General features: G+C 41.0%; 17 protein-coding genes. 15 read left to right on the top strand and 2 right to left on the bottom strand.

Annotated elements, in window-relative coordinates; all coding sequences use genetic code 11:
* The gene (gene ffh / locus ATE37_RS00690) at positions 1-1,572 is read left to right on the top strand and encodes a signal recognition particle protein (RefSeq protein ID WP_061417690.1); all 1,572 of its coding nucleotides are present in this window, start codon (positions 1-3) and stop codon (positions 1,570-1,572) included.
* 81 nt (positions 1,573-1,653) lie between these two features.
* Here the strand turns inward: ffh and guaA are convergent, their stop codons facing one another.
* Complete coding sequence (guaA, locus tag ATE37_RS00695; RefSeq protein WP_084867146.1) at positions 1,654-3,216, bottom strand: glutamine-hydrolyzing GMP synthase; 1,563 nt, start codon at positions 3,214-3,216, stop codon at positions 1,654-1,656.
* Between the two features lie 140 nt (positions 3,217-3,356).
* Between guaA and ATE37_RS00700 the strand changes: the two genes are divergently transcribed.
* The 11 genes from ATE37_RS00700 (at position 3,357) to ATE37_RS00750 (ending at position 12,471) form a co-directional block, all read left to right on the top strand.
* Positions 3,357-4,055, top strand: a complete 699-nt coding sequence (locus ATE37_RS00700; RefSeq protein WP_000936178.1) for a GntR family transcriptional regulator — start codon at positions 3,357-3,359, stop codon at positions 4,053-4,055.
* Positions 4,056-4,192: 137 nt separating this feature from the next.
* Positions 4,193-5,479 (top strand): peptidase U32 family protein, encoded by a 1,287-nt coding sequence (locus ATE37_RS00705; RefSeq protein ID WP_000169123.1) that lies wholly within the window; start codon positions 4,193-4,195, stop codon positions 5,477-5,479.
* Between the two features lie 14 nt (positions 5,480-5,493).
* Positions 5,494-5,805, top strand: coding sequence for a CHY zinc finger protein (locus ATE37_RS00710; RefSeq protein ID WP_084867147.1), 312 nt, complete (start codon positions 5,494-5,496; stop codon positions 5,803-5,805).
* 231 nt (positions 5,806-6,036) lie between these two features.
* Entirely contained in the window at positions 6,037-6,237 is a 201-nt protein-coding gene (locus ATE37_RS00715) for a F0F1 ATP synthase subunit C (protein WP_001054552.1), read from the top strand.
* Positions 6,238-6,271: 34 nt separating this feature from the next.
* A complete protein-coding gene (gene atpB, locus ATE37_RS00720) occupies positions 6,272-6,985 on the top strand; it encodes a F0F1 ATP synthase subunit A (RefSeq protein ID WP_084867149.1) in 714 nt (237 codons plus the stop codon).
* A gap of 13 nt (positions 6,986-6,998) precedes the next feature.
* On the top strand, positions 6,999-7,493 hold the full coding sequence (gene atpF, locus ATE37_RS00725; protein ID WP_000558551.1) for a F0F1 ATP synthase subunit B: 495 nt from the start codon (positions 6,999-7,001) through the stop codon (positions 7,491-7,493).
* Positions 7,493-8,029 carry a F0F1 ATP synthase subunit delta gene (locus ATE37_RS00730; protein WP_057489043.1) on the top strand — a complete coding sequence of 179 codons (537 nt, stop codon included), beginning with the start codon at positions 7,493-7,495 and terminating at the stop codon, positions 8,027-8,029. Before atpF ends, ATE37_RS00730 begins: the two co-directional genes overlap by 1 nt.
* Positions 8,030-8,043: 14 nt before the next feature.
* Positions 8,044-9,549 (top strand): F0F1 ATP synthase subunit alpha, encoded by a 1,506-nt coding sequence (atpA, locus tag ATE37_RS00735; RefSeq protein ID WP_084854135.1) that lies wholly within the window; start codon positions 8,044-8,046, stop codon positions 9,547-9,549.
* Positions 9,550-9,564: 15 nt separating this feature from the next.
* Positions 9,565-10,443, top strand: a complete 879-nt coding sequence (locus tag ATE37_RS00740) for a F0F1 ATP synthase subunit gamma (RefSeq protein ID WP_061414282.1) — start codon at positions 9,565-9,567, stop codon at positions 10,441-10,443.
* Between the two features lie 191 nt (positions 10,444-10,634).
* Positions 10,635-12,041, top strand: a complete 1,407-nt coding sequence (gene atpD / locus ATE37_RS00745; RefSeq protein ID WP_084867151.1) for a F0F1 ATP synthase subunit beta — start codon at positions 10,635-10,637, stop codon at positions 12,039-12,041.
* 10 nt (positions 12,042-12,051) lie between these two features.
* Positions 12,052-12,471, top strand: a complete 420-nt coding sequence (locus ATE37_RS00750; RefSeq protein ID WP_000940837.1) for a F0F1 ATP synthase subunit epsilon — start codon at positions 12,052-12,054, stop codon at positions 12,469-12,471.
* A gap of 43 nt (positions 12,472-12,514) precedes the next feature.
* On the opposite strand, the gene ATE37_RS00755 is transcribed toward ATE37_RS00750, so the two are convergent.
* Positions 12,515-13,528, bottom strand: a complete 1,014-nt coding sequence (locus tag ATE37_RS00755) for a lactonase family protein (protein ID WP_084867153.1) — start codon at positions 13,526-13,528, stop codon at positions 12,515-12,517.
* Between the two features lie 176 nt (positions 13,529-13,704).
* Between ATE37_RS00755 and ATE37_RS00760 the strand changes: the two genes are divergently transcribed.
* From ATE37_RS00760 to ATE37_RS00770, 3 genes are all read left to right on the top strand, one after another.
* Positions 13,705-15,681 (top strand): peptide ABC transporter substrate-binding protein, encoded by a 1,977-nt coding sequence (locus ATE37_RS00760; RefSeq protein WP_084867155.1) that lies wholly within the window; start codon positions 13,705-13,707, stop codon positions 15,679-15,681.
* 116 nt (positions 15,682-15,797) lie between these two features.
* Entirely contained in the window at positions 15,798-16,967 is a 1,170-nt protein-coding gene (locus tag ATE37_RS00765) for an AI-2E family transporter (protein WP_084867157.1), read from the top strand.
* On the top strand, positions 16,957-18,186 hold the full coding sequence (locus ATE37_RS00770; RefSeq protein WP_180382742.1) for a tetratricopeptide repeat protein: 1,230 nt from the start codon (positions 16,957-16,959) through the stop codon (positions 18,184-18,186). The genes ATE37_RS00765 and ATE37_RS00770 overlap by 11 nt, the downstream gene beginning before the upstream one ends.
* Positions 18,187-18,319 lie beyond the last annotated feature (133 nt).

Raw genomic sequence — 18,319 nt, forward strand, 5'->3', positions numbered from 1 at the left:
ATGGCATTTGAAAGTTTAACGGAACGTTTACAGAACGTCTTTAAAAATCTACGTAAAAAAGGAAAAATATCTGAGGCTGATGTCCAGGAAGCAACCAAAGAGATTCGCTTGGCCTTGCTGGAAGCTGACGTTGCCTTGCCTGTTGTAAAGGACTTTATCAAGAAGGTTCGTGAACGTGCAGTCGGACACGAGGTCATTGATACCCTCAATCCTGCCCAACAGATTATCAAAATCGTTGATGAGGAACTGACGGCTGTTTTAGGTTCTGATACTGCTGAGATTATCAAGTCACCTAAGATTCCGACAATCATTATGATGGTCGGTTTGCAGGGGGCTGGTAAAACGACCTTTGCTGGTAAGCTGGCTAATAAACTCAAGAAGGAAGAAAATGCTCGTCCTTTGATGATTGCAGCGGATATCTATCGTCCAGCAGCCATCGATCAGTTGAAAACACTTGGACAACAAATTGATGTTCCTGTCTTTGCACTTGGAACAGAAGTGCCAGCTGTTGAGATTGTTCGCCAAGGTTTGGAGCAAGCGCAAGCCAATCATAACGACTATGTTTTGATCGATACGGCAGGGCGTTTACAAATCGATGAACTTCTCATGAATGAGCTTCGTGACGTAAAAGCATTGGCCCAACCAAACGAAATTCTACTCGTCGTTGATGCCATGATTGGTCAGGAAGCGGCTAATGTTGCCCGTGAATTCAATGCTCAGTTAGAAGTAACTGGTGTCATCCTTACCAAGATTGATGGGGACACACGTGGTGGTGCGGCTCTATCCGTTCGTCATATCACTGGTAAACCTATCAAGTTCACCGGTACGGGTGAAAAGATTACGGATATCGAAACCTTCCACCCAGACCGTATGTCTAGCCGTATCCTTGGTATGGGGGATATGCTGACCTTGATCGAGAAAGCTTCTCAGGAATACGATGAGCAAAAAGCCCTTGAAATGGCTGAGAAGATGCGTGAAAACACCTTTGATTTCAATGATTTCATTGATCAATTGGATCAGGTGCAAAACATGGGACCAATGGAAGACTTGCTCAAGATGATTCCAGGGATGGCTAACAATCCAGCCCTTCAAAATATGAAGGTGGATGAGCGCCAGATTGCGCGAAAACGCGCCATTGTGTCTTCCATGACACCTGAAGAGCGCGAAAATCCTGATTTGTTAAATCCAAGCCGTCGCCGTCGTATCGCTGCAGGTTCTGGAAATACCTTTGTCGAAGTCAATAAATTTATCAAGGACTTTAACCAGGCCAAACAGCTCATGCAAGGTGTCATGTCTGGAGATATGAACAAGATGATGAAGCAGATGGGAATCAATCCAAATAACCTTCCTAAAAATATGCCAAATATGGGAGGGATGGATATGTCTGCCCTCGAAGGCATGATGGGACAAGGTGGAATGCCGGATATGTCAGGTCTCGGAGGCGCAGGCATGCCAGATATGAGCCAGATGTTTGGTGGCGGACTCAAAGGTAAAATCGGTGAATTTGCCATGAAACAGTCTATGAAACGCATGGCCAACAAAATGAAAAAAGCGAAGAAGAAACGCAAATAAAAAAAGGAAAGCAGAAATGCTTTCCCTGCATATAAAAAAGAACTCTGAATCTGATTCAGAGTTCTTTTGTGTTTGATTGGTTTATTCCCACTCTACAGTTGCAGGTGGTTTACTTGTAATATCGTAGACGATACGGTTAACGTGATCCACTTCATTTACGATTCGTACGGAAATCTTTTGAAGGACTTCCCAAGGAATTTTGGCAAAGTCTGCTGTCATACCATCGATAGAAGTGATTGCACGAATGGCGATTGTGTAGTCATAAGTACGACCATCACCCATAACACCAACTGAACGAACGCCTGTGTTGACAGTGAAGTATTGCCAGATATCGCGGTCAAGACCAGCTTTAGCGATTTCTTCACGCAGGATAGCATCAGACTCACGAACAGTTTCTAGTTTTTCTTCAGTGATTTCACCCATGACACGGATAGCAAGTCCTGGTCCTGGGAATGGTTGGCGCCATACGATGTGGTCCGGCATACCAAGTTCTGTACCAAGGGCACGGACTTCGTCTTTATAGAGAGTATTGAGTGGTTCAATCAATTCAAACTGCATGTCTTCTGGAAGACCACCAACATTGTGGTGTGATTTGATGGTTTGAGCAGTATCTGTACCAGACTCAATCACGTCAGTGTAAAGCGTTCCTTGAGCAAGGAATTTTACATCTTTGAGCTTGCTTGCTTCGTCATCAAAGACATAAACAAACTCGTTACCGATGATTTTCCGTTTTTGCTCTGGATCAGAAACACCTGCAAGTTTATCAAGGAATCGTTTTGCAGCATCAGCTTTGACAATATTCAAACCAAACTTACCACCAAGCATGTCCATAACTTGGTCAGCTTCTCCCTTACGGAGAAGACCGTGGTCTACAAAGATACAGATTAATTGATCACCGATTGCTTTTTGAAGAAGAACTCCAACAACAGAAGAGTCAACACCACCTGATAGGCCTAGAAGAACACGCTTATCACCTACAGTTTCACGGATTTTCTTGATCTGCATATCGATAAAGTTGCCCATTGACCAGTCGCCTTTAGCCTTACAGATGTTAAGGGCAAAGTTGCGAAGGATATCATTCCCATATACAGAATGGCGAACTTCTGGGTGGAATTGGATACCATAGATGTGCTTTTCTGGGTTTTCAATAGCTGCATAAGGACAGTCAGCAGAAGTACCAGTACGAACGAAATCAGCTGGAATCTCTGTAACAGCATCGCCATGGCTCATCAAAACAATCTGTTCTTCAGGAGTTCCTTCAAAGAGGGCAGAAGTGGTATGGGTAAGTGGTGATTGACCATACTCACGGTTACCAGCATCACTAGCAGGGACAACTTTTCCTCCAAGTTTATGAGTTAAAAGTTGCATACCATAGCAGATTCCTAAAATTGGAATGCCAAGTTCAAAAATTTCTGGGTCAATATCAAATGAACCATCTTCGTATACAGAGTTTGGTCCACCAGAGAGGATGATCCCTACAGGGTTTATCGCACGAACCTCTGAGGCTGAGATTTTGTGACTTTTTAGCTCTGAAAAAACACCGATTTCACGAATACGGCGTGAAATCAGCTGGTTGTATTGGCTACCATAGTCCAGCACGATGATTTTTTCGACATCTTGCAAATCAGTTGAAATGTTGCTCATCTTTTTCCTTTCTCAAAAGAAGTATCTTTTTCAATATTTTATCACAAATAGGGGCGAATTACCAACTAAACAAGGCAAAGTTTGACTTTTTCTTAGCAAATACGGTACAATGGAGAAAATAAAGAAAAGAAGTGAGAATCATGTTACCAGCTTATATGAAAATCCACGATCAGATTAAGAAGGATATAGATGAGCATCATTGGAAGATCGGAGAGAGGCTTCCAAGTGAGCGAGATTTAGCGGAACAGTTTCAAGTTAGCCGGATGACATTACGCCAGGCTATCTCTCTCTTGGTTGAGGAAGGAGTTTTGGAGCGTCGTGTAGGAAGTGGGACTTTTGTCTCTAGCACTCGTGTCCAAGAAAAAATGCGGGGAACGACTAGTTTTACGGAGATTGTCAAATCTCAGGGGAAAGTCCCTTCTAGCCAGCTCATTTCTTACAGAAGAACCATTCCAAATGAGCAAGAGGTCGCTAAGCTGGGGATTACTCCGACAGAGAATATTATCCGTATGGAACGGGTGCGTTACGCTGACCAAGTTCCACTAGTCTATGAAGTCGCATCCATTCCTGAGAAATTTATTAAGGATTTTAAAAAAGAAGAAATCACCAGTCATTTCTTCCAAACCTTGCAGCAACATGGCTACCGGATTGGCAAATCCCAACAGACTATTTATGCGAGATTGGCTAAGGAAAAAATTGCTCACTATCTGGAAGTCGAAAAGGGGCATGCCATTTTAGCCTTGACTCAGGTCTCTTATCTTGAAGATGGGACTGCTTTCGAGTATGTAAAGAGTCAATACGTGGGCGAGCGCTTTGAATTTTATCTTGAAAATAACTAGTTTAGAGAGGCTAGTTTTTTGTTTTCTTAAAAGATTAGAATTGTCAAAACAATCTGTCTAGGCTTGATTTTATCCTTTATTTACTATAAAATGAGAAGGAAAAACGTCAAACTTTTATATTGCAAATAGGAGAAAACATGACAAAAACATTAAAACGTCCTGAGGTTTTATCGCCTGCAGGGACTTTAGAGAAGCTAAAAGTGGCTGTTCGGTATGGAGCTGATGCTGTTTTTATAGGTGGACAAGCTTATGGTCTTCGTAGCCGTGCAGGAAACTTCACTTTTGAACAGATGGAAGAAGGTGTGCAGTTCGCTGCTAAGTACGGTGCTAAGGTCTATGTGGCTGCTAACATGGTTATGCATGAAGGAAACGAAGCTGGTGCTGGCGAGTGGTTCCGTAAGTTGCGTGACATCGGGATTGCGGCAGTTATCGTGTCAGATCCGGCCTTGATCATGATTGCAGCAACAGAAGCACCAGGTCTTGAAATCCACCTCTCTACTCAAGCCAGTGCGACGAACTATGAAACTCTTGAGTTCTGGAAAGAACTAGGATTGACACGTGTGGTTTTGGCCCGTGAAGTTTCAATGGAAGAATTGGCAGAAATTCGCAAACGTACTGATGTAGAAATTGAAGCCTTTGTCCATGGCGCTATGTGTATTTCCTACTCAGGACGCTGCACTCTTTCAAACCACATGAGTATGCGTGATGCCAACCGTGGGGGTTGTTCACAGTCTTGCCGTTGGAAATACGACCTTTACGACATGCCTTTTGGTCAAGAACGTAAGAGTCTGAAAGGTGAAATTCCAGAAGAATTTTCAATGTCAGCCGTTGATATGTCTATGATTGACCATATCCCAGATATGATTGAAAATGGTGTAGATAGTCTAAAAATTGAAGGTCGTATGAAGTCAATCCACTATGTTTCAACAGTAACCAACTGTTACAAGGCGGCTGTGGATGCTTACCTTGAAAGCCCAGAAAAATTTGAAGCTATCAAACAGGACCTGGTAGATGAGATGTGGAAGGTTGCCCAACGTGAATTGGCAACAGGTTTCTATTATAGTACACCTACAGAAAATGAACAGTTGTTTGGTGCACGTCGTAAAATCCCTGAATACAAGTTTGTTGCTGAAGTGGTAGCTTATGATGAAGCAACTCAGACAGCAACCATTCGTCAACGAAATGTCATCAACGAAGGCGATCAAGTTGAGTTTTATGGGCCAGGTTTCCGTCATTTTGAAACCTATATCGAAAATCTTCACGATTCTAAAGGAAATAAAATTGACCGTGCTCCAAATCCAATGGAACTCTTGACCATTAAGGTTCCACAACCTGTTCAAGCAGGGGACATGGTCCGCGCTCTCAAGGAAGGTCTTATCAATCTCTATAAGGAAGATGGAACCAGCGTCACAGTTCGTGCCTAGAGAAGGAAAAGTGAATGAATCAAGCACAAGGTTTGTTAGTTGATGATGAGAGTAGATGTATTCATTATCATAACGAAAAGGACATTGTTTCTCTTCAGTGCTATGAGTGTAAAAAATATTATGCTTGCTATCAGTGCCACAATGCTATAGAAACGCATGTTTTTTCGCCCTATTCCTTGGCTCTTTCTGAGGATCGACCGATTTTATGTGGGGGTTGTAAGAGGACAATGACTTTTCAAGAATACCAAAAACAGATGACTTGTCCTTACTGCAGTGCTCCATTTAATCCAGGTTGTAAACAACACTATTCCTACTATTTTAAATAAACTGAATCTATCCAAGTTCTAAACTTGGATTTTTCAATTTATTTCGGAAAATATAGAAAAAGTGGAGACACATTTCATCAAAAAATGAAAAACTTATCTATACAGTGGTATAAAAATAGCAAAAATAGAAATAAATCATCTGAAACGCTTCCAACGTAAGTAAAAAGTTGACAAAAATAAATTTTAGGACTAAACTAAGTAAGTAAATTTTAAATAAAAGGAGAATTCATCATGAATTTAACATTTTTCGGTCTATGTCTTGCCTGTATGGGTGTATCTCTTGCAGAAGGATTTTTGATGAACGGTTTGTTCAAGTCTGCAGCACGCCAACCAGATATCATCCCACAATTGCGTAGTTTGATGATCATGGGGATTGCCTTTATCGAAGGAACATTCTTTGTAACTCTCGTATTTTCATTTATCATCAAATAAAGAGAAGTATAAAATGGAAAAGGGAGGATTCTAGATGGAAGAAAGTATCAATCCAACCATCAATATTGGTCCTGTTACCTTTGATTTAACCTTGACAGCATTGACTTTGTTGTCTGTGGCACTGATTTTTGGCTTTATCTATTGGGCAAGTCGTAATATGACTGTGAGACCCAAAGGAAAGCAAAATGTACTAGAGTATCTCTATGACTTTGTAGTCGGATTTACAGAACCCAACGTAGGTTCTCGGTACATGAAAGATTACTCACTCTTTTACTTGTGTTTATTTCTTTTTATGGTTATCGCAAACAATCTTGGTTTGATGGCGAAACTTCAAACTACAGATGGGACAAACCTTTGGACATCGCCAACTGCAAATCTCCAGTTTGACTTGGCTTTGTCATTTGGAATTATCCTGATGACCCATATAGAAGGAATTCGTCGTCGTGGTATTAAAAAATATCTAAAAGGTTTTGTAACCCCAGGTTTCATGACACCGATGAATCTCCTTGAAGAAGTCACGAATTTCCTATCACTTGCTTTGCGGGTGTTCGGGAATATCTTTGCCGGAGAAGTGATGGCAAGCTTGCTTATTACTCTTTCTCATCAGGCTCTTTATTGGTATCCAGTTGCATTTGTTACCAATCTTGTCTGGACGGCATTCTCTGTGTTTATTTCCTGTGTTCAGGCCTATGTATTCACAGTCTTGTCTTCAATGTATCTAGGAAATAAAATTAATGATGAAGAGTAGAAAGGAGTAAATGATGCACGTAACAGTAGGTGAATTGATTGGTAACTTTATTTTAATCGCTGGCTCTTTTATCCTTTTGGTCGTCTTAGTCAAAAAATACGCATGGTCAAACTTGACAAGTATCTTTGAAGAACGAGCTGAAAAGATTGCTGCTGATATTGATGGCGCTGAACAAGCTCGTCAAAAAGCAGAGACTCTTGCTCAAAAGCGCGAAGATGAATTAGCAGGTAGTCGTAGTGAAGCTAAAACTATCATTGAAAATGCTAAAGAGACAGCTGAAAAGAGTAAATCAGATATTTTGGCTGAAGCTAAGCTAGAAGCTGGTCGCTTGAAAGAAAAAGCTAACCAAGAAATTGCGCAAAACAAAGCTGAGGCTTTACAGAGTGTTAAGGGCGAGGTGGCAGATTTGACAGTTAGTCTAGCTGGGAAAATCATCTCACAAAACCTTGACAGTCATGCCCATAAGGAACTCATTGATCAGTATATCGATCAGCTAGGAGAAGCCTAATGGACAAGAAAACAGCAAAGGTAATTGAAAAATACAGCATGCCTTTTGTCCAATTAGTGATTGAAAAAGGAGAAGAGGACCGGATTTTTTCAGACTTGGATCAAATCAAGCAAGTCGCAGAAGAAACGGGCTTACCTTCTTTTTTAGCTCAGGTGGCAGTTGATGAGTCAGATAAGGAAAAAACAGTTCGTTTCTTTCAAGACTCTGTGTCACCTTTAATGCAAAACTTTATTCAGGTTCTGATTTACAATCACAGAGCAAATCTTTTTTATGATATCATTGTTGATTGTTTGAATCGCCTTGAAAAAGAGACCAATCGTTTTGTAGTCACGATTTCTTCAGCCCATCCTTTAACAGATGAACAGAAGGAACGTCTGCTCCCATTGATAGAGAAAAAAATGTCTCTGAAAGTGCGGAGCGTCAAAGAACAAATTGATGAAGGACTCATTGGTGGTTTTGTCATTTTTGCTAATCACAAGACAATTGATGTGAGTATTAAACAACAACTTCGAGTTGTTAAAGAAAATTTGAAATAGAAAGTGGTGTTCTTTTGGCAATTAACGCACAAGAAATCAGCGCTTTAATTAAGCAACAAATTGAAAATTTCAAACCCAATTTTGATGTATCGGAAACAGGTGTTGTAACCTATATCGGGGACGGAATTGCGCGTGCTCACGGTCTTGAAAATGCCATGAGTGGAGAGCTGTTGATTTTTGAAAATGGCTCTTATGGGATGGCGCAAAACTTGGAGTCTACAGACGTTGGGATTATCATCTTAGGTGACTTTACAGATATCCGTGAAGGCGATACTATTCGTCGTACAGGTAAAATCATGGAAGTTCCTGTTGGTGAGGGCCTTATTGGACGTGTTGTCGACCCGCTTGGTCGTCCAGTTGACGGTCTTGGAGAAATCCATACTGACAAGTCTCGTCCAGTAGAAGCGCCGGCTCCTGGCGTTATGCAACGTAAGTCTGTATCAGAACCATTGCAAACAGGTTTGAAAGCTATTGATGCCCTTGTTCCGATTGGTCGTGGTCAACGTGAGTTGATTATCGGTGACCGTCAGACAGGGAAAACAACCATCGCTATTGATGCTATTTTGAACCAAAAAGGTCAAGATATGATCTGTATCTATGTAGCGATTGGACAAAAAGAGTCAACTGTTCGTACGCAAGTTGAAACACTTCGTCAGTACGGTGCCTTGGACTACACAATCGTTGTGACAGCTTCTGCTTCACAACCTTCTCCATTGCTCTTCCTAGCTCCTTATGCTGGGGTTGCTATGGCAGAAGAGTTTATGTACCAAGGGAAGCATGTTTTGATCGTTTATGATGATCTTTCAAAACAAGCGGTCGCTTATCGTGAACTTTCCCTCTTGCTTCGTCGTCCACCAGGTCGTGAAGCCTTCCCTGGGGATGTTTTCTACCTTCATAGCCGTTTGCTTGAGCGTTCAGCTAAGGTTTCTGATGAACTTGGTGGTGGTTCAATCACAGCTCTACCATTTATTGAGACACAAGCAGGAGATATCTCTGCCTATATCGCAACCAACGTGATTTCTATCACTGACGGACAAATCTTCCTTGGTGATGGTCTCTTCAATGCGGGTATTCGTCCAGCCATTGATGCGGGTTCATCTGTATCCCGTGTAGGTGGTTCGGCACAGATTAAAGCCATGAAGAAGGTTGCTGGTACACTTCGTATTGACCTTGCTTCATATCGTGAGTTGGAAGCCTTCACTAAGTTTGGTTCTGATCTGGATGCGGCTACTCAAGCTAAGTTAAATCGTGGACGTCGTACCGTTGAAGTTCTGAAACAACCAGTTCACAAACCATTACCTGTTGAGAAACAAGTAACCATTCTCTATGCTTTGACACATGGCTTCTTGGATACGATTCCTGTAGATGACATTGTTCGTTTTGAGGAAGAGTTTCATGATTTCTTTGATGCACAACATCCAGAGATTTTGGAAACTATTCGTGAAACAAAAGACTTGCCAGAAGAAGCAGTCTTGGATGCTGCGATTACAGAGTTTCTCAAACAATCCAGCTTCCAATAAGAATAGAGGTGTCAGATGGCAGTATCTCTAAATGATATTAAAACAAAAATCGCCTCAACAAAAAATACTAGTCAAATCACTAATGCCATGCAAATGGTATCGGCTGCTAAACTAGGTCGCTCTGAAGAAGCGGCTCGCAACTTCCAAGTTTACGCTCAGAAAGTTCGTAAGCTTTTGACGGATATTCTGCATGGTAACGGATCTGGTGGTTCAACCAATCCGATGCTCATCAGTCGCCCAGTTAAGAAAACAGGCTATATCGTTATCACTTCAGACCGTGGCTTGGTTGGAGGTTATAATGCTTCCATCCTTAAAGCTGTTATGGAGTTGAAAGAAGAATACCATCCAGATGGTAAAGGTTTTGAGATCATTTGTATCGGTGGTATGGGAGCTGATTTCTTTAAGGCTCGTGGTATTCAGCCAATCTATGAACTACGTGGCTTGGCAGATCAACCTAGTTTTGATGAAGTTCGTAAAATTATTTCAAAAACGATTGAGATGTACCAAAACGAACTTTTTGATGAACTCTATGTCTGCTATAACCATCATGTCAATACTCTCACAAGTCAAATGCGTGTGGAACAAATGCTGCCGATTGTTGACTTAGATCCAAATGAAGCGGATGAAGAGTATAGCTTGACCTTTGAGTTGGAAACGAGTCGTGATGAGATTCTAGAGCAGTTGTTACCTCAGTTTGCAGAAAGTATGATATACGGGGCTATCATTGATGCCAAGACAGCTGAGAATGCTGCAGGTATGACAGCCATGCAAACGGCGACTGATAATGCTAAGAAAGTTATCAATGATTTGACAATCCAGTATAACCGTGCCAGACAGGCGGCGATTACACAAGAAATTACAGAAATTGTAGCGGGGGCTAGTGCCTTAGAATAGGATTTAGTCCAGCTCGTATGAAAATGAACTTATACTCAATGAAAATCAAAGAGCAAACTAGGAAGCTAGCCGCAGGCTGTACTTGAGTACGGTAAGGTGACGCTGACGTGGTTTGAATTTGATTTTCGAAGAGTATTAGGACCTAGTTGAACTAGGAACCGACAGTATCTTATATAGAATAGGAGAAGGAGATGAGTTCAGGTAAAATTGCTCAGGTTATTGGACCCGTTGTCGACGTCTTGTTCGCAGCAGGTGAAACACTTCCTGAGATTAATAATGCACTTGTCGTCTACAAAAATGACGAAAGAAAAACAAAAATCGTCCTTGAAGTAGCCTTGGAGTTGGGTGATGGTATGGTTCGTACTATCGCCATGGAATCAACAGATGGTTTGACTCGTGGAATGGAAGTTTTGGACACAGGCCGTCCAATCTCTGTGCCAGTAGGTAAAGAAACTTTGGGACGTGTCTTCAACGTTTTGGGAGATACCATTGACTTGGATGCTCCTTTCGATGAAGACGCTGAGCGTCAGCCAATTCATAAGAAAGCTCCAACTTTTGATGAATTGTCTACCTCATCTGAAATCTTGGAAACAGGGATCAAGGTTATCGACCTTCTTGCCCCTTACCTTAAAGGTGGGAAAGTTGGACTCTTCGGTGGTGCCGGAGTTGGTAAAACTGTCTTGATCCAAGAATTGATTCACAACATTGCCCAAGAACACGGTGGTATTTCAGTATTTACTGGTGTTGGGGAACGTACTCGTGAAGGGAACGACCTTTACTGGGAAATGAAAGAATCAGGCGTTATCGAGAAAACAGCCATGGTATTTGGTCAGATGAATGAACCACCTGGAGCACGTATGCGTGTTGCCCTTACTGGTTTGACAATTGCTGAATACTTCCGTGATGTAGAAGGCCAAGATGTGCTTCTCTTTATCGATAATATCTTCCGTTTCACTCAAGCTGGTTCAGAAGTATCTGCCCTTTTGGGTCGTATGCCTTCAGCCGTTGGTTACCAACCAACACTTGCTACGGAAATGGGTCAATTGCAAGAACGTATCACATCAACTAAGAAGGGATCTGTAACCTCTATCCAGGCTATCTATGTGCCAGCGGATGACTATACTGACCCTGCGCCAGCAACAGCCTTCGCTCACTTGGATTCAACAACAAACTTGGAACGTAAGTTGGTACAGTTGGGTATCTACCCAGCCGTTGATCCACTGGCTTCAAGCTCTCGTGCCTTGGCACCTGAGATTGTTGGTGAGGAGCACTATGCAGTTGCTGCTGAGGTCAAACGTGTCCTTCAACGTTATCATGAATTGCAAGATATCATTGCTATCCTTGGTATGGATGAACTCTCTGATGAAGAAAAGACTTTGGTTGCTCGTGCCCGTCGTATCCAGTTCTTCTTGTCTCAAAACTTTAACGTTGCCGAACAATTTACTGGCCAACCTGGTTCTTATGTACCAGTGGCGGAAACAGTTCGCGGCTTTAAGGAAATCCTTGAAGGAAAATATGACCATCTACCAGAAGATGCCTTCCGTGGTGTCGGTTCAATCGAAGATGTGATTGCAAAAGCTGAGAAAATGGGATTTTAAGAGGTGATCTATGGCTCATTTAACTGTCCAGATCGTGACACCAGATGGCCTCGTCTATGATCACCATGCCAGCTTTGTATCGGTACGAACTCTGGATGGTGAGATGGGGATCTTGCCACGACATGAAAATATGATTGCGGTTTTAGCGGTTGATGAAGTAAAGGTAAAACGAATCGATGACGATACTCATGTGAACTGGATTGCAGTGAACGGAGGAATTATCGAGATTGCCAATGACATCATTACTATTGTAGCAGACTCAGCAGAACGTGCTCGTGATATCGATATTAGCCGTGCCCAACGTGCTAAACTTCGTGCTGAACGTGAGATTGAAGAAGCACAAGATAAACACTTGATTGACCAAGAACGGCGAGCTAAGGTTGCTTTACAACGTGCCATTAACCGTATCAATGTCGGAAATAAACTATAAAATAAAAATGAACTTGCTTAAGCAAGTTCATTTTTATTTTACATTAATGTTTAAATGTGATGCAAACGGCTTCGGGAACTTGGAAATCGTTAGAAAGCTCAGCTAATCGACCAGTTTCGGGATTACGTTTAAAGACGGTTGCATTATCTGAATCTTGGTGAACTGCAATTAGAAATTCTTGGTCAGGAGTAAGATTGAAATCGCGCGGATTTTGTCCATGGCTGGGCACAATTTCTAATAATTCCAGACTACCATCAGCTAGGATGCTAAATACAGCAATGGAATCATGACCTCGGTTTGATGCATAGAGATATTTACCATCTTTTGAAAGACGAATGGCGGCAGTAGCATTAAATCCCTCATATCCATCTGGCAAAGTCGAAATGACTTGCATGCGTTCAAATTCACCAACACCATCGTAAATCAAGACTTCAATGGTACTGTTGAGTTCACAGATGAGGTAGGCAATCTTATAATGATGATGGAAAACGATGTGGCGAGCACCTGCTCCAGCTTGGCTGTTATAAGTGTAGAGTTTACTTAGTTTTCCTTCTGGGCTAACATCGTAGGTAGTTACTTCATCCGTGCCTAGATCACATGTAACGAGATACTGGTCAGGTGTTAGATCCGTAAAGTGTACATGTGGGGAAGCTTGGTTTTCATGAGGGCCTTGTCCGCTATGCTGATCCAGATCCGTTTGGATAAGGCTACCATCCGTTTGACGTTTATAAACCAGAACTTGACCTTTATGATAGTTGGCCCCATAAATGAGACCACGCTTTTCATCCACTGCCACATAACAATGGGGAGCGCCTTCTTCCACCACATGATTTAACAAAGAGCCATCTGTCTTGTAAGCAGCGATTCCACCCAAACCATCCTGGCTCCCTACGGTGTATAAGTGTTGCTGTTGGTCAAAGGCAAGGTAGGTCGGACTTGGTTCAGCAGCAAAGAGTTCAAGATTTGCAAGCTGGCCTGTTTCTGTATTAAAATCTGCCTTGTAAATCCCTTTAGATAAGCGACGAGTGTAAGTTCCAAAATAAACAGTTTCTTTCATGTCCATACCTCTTAATAATGATAAACTTATTATACCACAAAATGAAATTCTTAACTGACTTTCATCATTTTTTGAAAATTACAGAAAACATCTTAGGGAGATTTATTTAGTTTTTACCTTGCTTTCAAAAATCAAAGTGATATAATAATCATATATTTGATTTAAAGGAGTGTTTTATGAAAAAACGTATTTTTCTAACGGCTGCAGTAGCAGTGTTGTCCTCAGCACTACTAGCAGCTTGTTCGTCTGGTGGTAAAAATGCCAACCAACCTGTGACTTATACTTATGTCTTCTCATCGGATCCCGCAACTTTGGACTACACAGTTTCTGGAAATTCCAGTACCAAACAGGTGACTGGGAATGTCATCGATGGTTTGCTTGAGAATGACCAATATGGAAATCTGGTGCCGTCTGTAGCAGAGGACTGGAGTGTTTCTAAAGATGGTTTGACTTACACTTATAAAATCCGGAAAGGGATTAAGTGGTACACTAATGAAGGCGAAGAATATGGTGAAGTAAAGGCTCAGGATTTCGTGACAGGTTTGAAACATGCTGTCGCTAAGAAATCACAAGCCCTCTATCTTGTACAGGATTCAATCAAAGGGTTGGATGATTATATTAACGGGAAAACAAATGATTTTTCTACTGTTGGAATTAAGGCGACAGATGATTATACACTCGTTTATACGCTTAATAATCCTGAATCTTTCTGGAATTCTAAGACAACGATGGGTGTTTTAGCACCAATCAATGAAGACTTTTTAGCCTCTAAAGGGGATGATTTTGGTAAACCTACTGATGTTACAAGTATTCTATACAATGGTCCTTACCTTCTGAAAGGTCTCACATCGAAATCTTCAATCGAGATGACAAAAAACCAAAACTATTGGGATAAAGGAAATGTCTTCATTGATGATATAAAATTGACCTTCTTTGATGGTCAAGATGCAGACTCTCTTGGTCGTGGTTTTGATGAAGGCCACTACCCAGCAGCTCCGCTCTTTAAGAATTCTGCAAACTATGAGCGATTTAAAGAAAAATACAAAGACAACATTGTGTATGGTCAACAAAGAGGAGGTAGCTACTACATTTCAACTAATATTGACCGTGTAGCCTATAACCATACTTCTAAAACAACGGACGAAGAAAAAACATCTACTAAGAAAGCTTTGTTGAACAAAGATTTCCGCCAAGCCTTGGCTTTTGGAGCAGATCGTAAGGCTGCTGTCTCTCAAGTATTTGGTGATGAAGTTGCCCCTCGTAAATTACGTACTAGCTTTACACCTCCAACGTTTGTTCAAATTGGAGATCAATCTTTTGGTCAAGTAACAAAAGCAGAACTTGACAAGTTGGATACTGCTTGGAGCGATGTTAGCCTAGATGATGCACAAGATTCACTTCATAATGTAGAGAAAGCTAAAACCAAACTTGAAGCGGCTAAGAAAACTCTTCAAGCTGACGGTGTTCAGTTCCCTATTCACTTGGACTTGCCAGTTTCCTCTACTCAAACAGATTTTGTACGTCAAGCTCAATCGTATAAACAATCAATAGAGGAAGCTCTTGGAGTTGAAAATGTAGTGGTTGATATCCAACAAGTTTCTGATGATGAATTGGGAAGTATGACCGTTCTTGCAACTTCAAAAGATAATATCGACTGGGATATCAATCCAAACAGTGGATGGAGCCCAGACTATGCAGATCCATCAACCTATCTTGATGCATTTGATCCAACATCTGGACCAACTCTTCTTGGAGCACTTGGTATTGCACCAGGATCAGATAGTTCAGCCATTAAGGCAGTAGGATTGGATAAATACAAAGAATTACTTGATGATGCAAACAGTGAGAAAACAGATCTCGAAAAACGCTATTCAAAATATGCTAAAGCTCAAGCATGGTTGACAGATAGTGCTTTGATCATCCCTGTTAACTCTGACGGTGCCCAAATGCTTGTTACAAAGAAAGTCCCAGGAACAGGAGCAGATGGTTGGGTCGGTGATAAAACAAGTGAAAACAGTTATAAATATCTGAAGATTCAAGATAAGATTGTGACAAGTAAAGAAATGGAAGAATTCCGCAAGAAATTTGCTGAAGAAAAAGCAAAATCAAACGAAGAATACCAAAAACAACTATCAAGTCATATTAAAGATTAAATAAATCTCCTCAATTGAGGAGATTTTTCTTTTTGTCTATCCATGTAAGCACTTTAAAAAAGAGTTATTTTAGTCTAAAAATGGTATAATGAGAGAATGACAGAAAGGATGTATTTATGGAACATAAAGAGAAACATTTTAGCCTATCTTGGTTTTTTAAGTGGTTTTTAGATAATAAAGCCATCACTGTATTTTTAGTAACCTTGTTACTGGGGCTAAACATTTTTATTCTAAGTAAGATTAGTTTTATCTTTTTACCAGTTTTGGATTTTCTAGGAGTTGTCATGTTGCCAGTTATTTTATCTGGTTTACTTTATTACCTCCTCAATCCGATTGTGGACTGGATGGAGAAGCACAAGATCAATCGTGTTCTTGCCATTAGTATTGTTTTTGTCATTATCGGACTCTTTATCATTTGGGGATTGGCAGTCGCAATTCCTAATCTGCAACGTCAAGTCTTAAATTTTGCGAAGAATGTGCCGACATACCTGGAAGATGCTGATAAGGTGATCAATGACCTTGTAACCAAACGCTTGCCAGATGATTTTAGACCACAGTTGGAGCAGGTTCTTTCCAATGTTTCTAGTGAGGCGACCATGTGGGCCAGCAAAATCTCTTCTCAAGCTGTTAACTGGGTTAGCGCCTTTATCAGTAGCGTTTCCCAGGTCATTGTAGCGGTTATTATCGTACCCTTCATGCTCTTTTATCTTTTGAGAGATGGGAAAGGCTTGCGAGATTACCTGACTAAATTCATCCCAAACAAGTTAAAAGAACCTGTCGGACAAGTTTTGTCAGATGTTAATAAACAGTTGTCAAACTATGTTAGAGGACAGGTTACAGTTGCTATTATCGTGGCAATTATGTTTATTATCTTCTTTAAGATTATTGGTCTCAGATATGCTGTGACTCTTGGTATTACGGCTGGTATCCTCAATCTAGTACCTTACCTAGGTAGTTTTCTAGCGATGTTGCCTGCTCTGGTTTTGGGTTTGATTGCAGGGCCTGTCATGCTTTTAAAAGTAATTATTGTCTTTATTGTTGAACAAACGATTGAAGGTCGCTTCGTTTCTCCGCTTATTTTAGGTAGTCAGCTAAACATTCATCCCATCAATGTCCTCTTTGTTCTCCTAACTTCAGGATCTATGTTTGGTATTTGGGGAGTCTTGCTGGGAATTCCTGTCTATGCTTCTGCCAAGGTCGTTATCTCAGCTATCTTTAACTGGTATAAAAAAGTCAGCGGTCTGTATGAAGAAGAAGAAGGGGAGGAAATCAAGAGTGAACAATAGTCAACGCATGCTCCAGGCTTTGGATGAACAGGATTTAACCAAAGCGGATCAGTTTTTTCACAAAGCCCTCGAAACGGATTCAAGCGAAGTTCTTTATGAACTAGCAAGTTATCTAGAGGGAATTGGCTTTTATCCTCAAGCAAAAGAAATTTACCAAAAAATCGTTACAGAATTTCCAGAAGTGAATCTGAACTTAGCAAGCATTGCTAGTGAGGATGGCAATGTTGAGGAAGCTTTTGCTTACCTTGGGGAAATCACACCTGAAAGTGACTGGTACGTATCGGCCCTGGCCTTGAAGGCTGACCTCTATCAATTGGAAGGATTGACAGATGTAGCGCGTGAAAAGTTACTGGAAGCCCTAAATTACTCAGATGATGCCTTATTATTTTTTGGTTTGGCTGAGTTGGATAGCGAGCTAGGAAATTATCAGGAAGCTATTCAGGGCTATGCTCAATTAGACAATCGCTCTATCTATGAGCAAACGGGTGTCTCAACCTATCAGCGAATTGGCTACGCTTATGCCCAGTTAGGTAAGTTTGAAGCTGCAACTGAATTCTTAGAAAAAGCTTTAGAATTAGAATACGATGACCAAACTGCCTTTGAACTGGCTAGTCTTTACTTTGACCAAGAAGAGTATCAAAAATCTGTTCTTTACTTTAAGCAGATTGATACCATTTCACCTGATTTTGAAGGATATGAATATGGTTATAGTCAAGCCTTGCATAAGGAACATCAGGTGGAAGAGGCCCTTCGTATCGTTAAACAAGGTTTGGAGAAAAATCCATTTGAAACTCGGCTCTTACTAGCTGCTTCTCAGTTTTCGTATGAATTGCATGATCCTAGTGCTGCAGAGCAGTTTCTCCTTACTGCTAAAGAAGATGCAGAGGATACAGAAGAAATTTTTCTTCGCCTCGCAACCATTTATATGGAACAAGAGCGGTATGAAGATATCATCGCTCTCCAAAGTCAAGAACCTGAAAATCTTTTGACCAAGTGGATGATTGCACGCTCTTACCAGGAAATCGAGGATTTAGATAAGGCCCATGAGCTCTATCAGGAACTATCGCCTGACCTCAAGGATAATCCCGAGTTTTTGGAGCAGTATACTTATCTTTTGCGTGAATTGGGATATTTTGAAGAAGCAAAGGTACAAGCTGAAGCCTATTTAAAACTCGTTCCAGATGATGTTCAGATGCAAGAACTCTTAGAAACACTTTAAAAGTTATCTCTCTAAAAACGTATCCGTCAATTTGTCAGATACGTTTTTTTGGAAGAAATAGAATTTTTTTACAATTACTCTTGCTAAATTGTTTATTTATGCTATAATAGGAACAATTATTTTTAGGAGGTGC

The sequence above is a fragment of the Streptococcus oralis subsp. tigurinus genome (assembly GCF_002093575.1).
Lineage (GTDB): Bacteria > Bacillota > Bacilli > Lactobacillales > Streptococcaceae > Streptococcus > Streptococcus oralis_CH.

Coding starts and splice junctions, on each gene's coding strand:
- ATE37_RS00715 (WP_001054552.1), top strand. CDS start 6,037: ATGAATTTAACATTTTTCGGTCTATGTCTTGCCTGTATGGGTGTATCT.
- ATE37_RS00730 (WP_057489043.1), top strand. CDS start 7,493: ATGGACAAGAAAACAGCAAAGGTAATTGAAAAATACAGCATGCCTTTT.
- ATE37_RS00755 (WP_084867153.1), bottom strand. CDS start 13,528: ATGAAAGAAACTGTTTATTTTGGAACTTACACTCGTCGCTTATCTAAA.
- atpF (WP_000558551.1), top strand. CDS start 6,999: ATGCACGTAACAGTAGGTGAATTGATTGGTAACTTTATTTTAATCGCT.
- ATE37_RS00705 (WP_000169123.1), top strand. CDS start 4,193: ATGACAAAAACATTAAAACGTCCTGAGGTTTTATCGCCTGCAGGGACT.
- atpD (WP_084867151.1), top strand. CDS start 10,635: ATGAGTTCAGGTAAAATTGCTCAGGTTATTGGACCCGTTGTCGACGTC.
- ATE37_RS00760 (WP_084867155.1), top strand. CDS start 13,705: ATGAAAAAACGTATTTTTCTAACGGCTGCAGTAGCAGTGTTGTCCTCA.
- ATE37_RS00700 (WP_000936178.1), top strand. CDS start 3,357: ATGTTACCAGCTTATATGAAAATCCACGATCAGATTAAGAAGGATATA.
- ATE37_RS00710 (WP_084867147.1), top strand. CDS start 5,494: ATGAATCAAGCACAAGGTTTGTTAGTTGATGATGAGAGTAGATGTATT.
- ffh (WP_061417690.1), top strand. CDS start 1: ATGGCATTTGAAAGTTTAACGGAACGTTTACAGAACGTCTTTAAAAAT.
- ATE37_RS00740 (WP_061414282.1), top strand. CDS start 9,565: ATGGCAGTATCTCTAAATGATATTAAAACAAAAATCGCCTCAACAAAA.
- guaA (WP_084867146.1), bottom strand. CDS start 3,216: ATGAGCAACATTTCAACTGATTTGCAAGATGTCGAAAAAATCATCGTG.
- atpB (WP_084867149.1), top strand. CDS start 6,272: ATGGAAGAAAGTATCAATCCAACCATCAATATTGGTCCTGTTACCTTT.
- ATE37_RS00765 (WP_084867157.1), top strand. CDS start 15,798: ATGGAACATAAAGAGAAACATTTTAGCCTATCTTGGTTTTTTAAGTGG.
- ATE37_RS00750 (WP_000940837.1), top strand. CDS start 12,052: ATGGCTCATTTAACTGTCCAGATCGTGACACCAGATGGCCTCGTCTAT.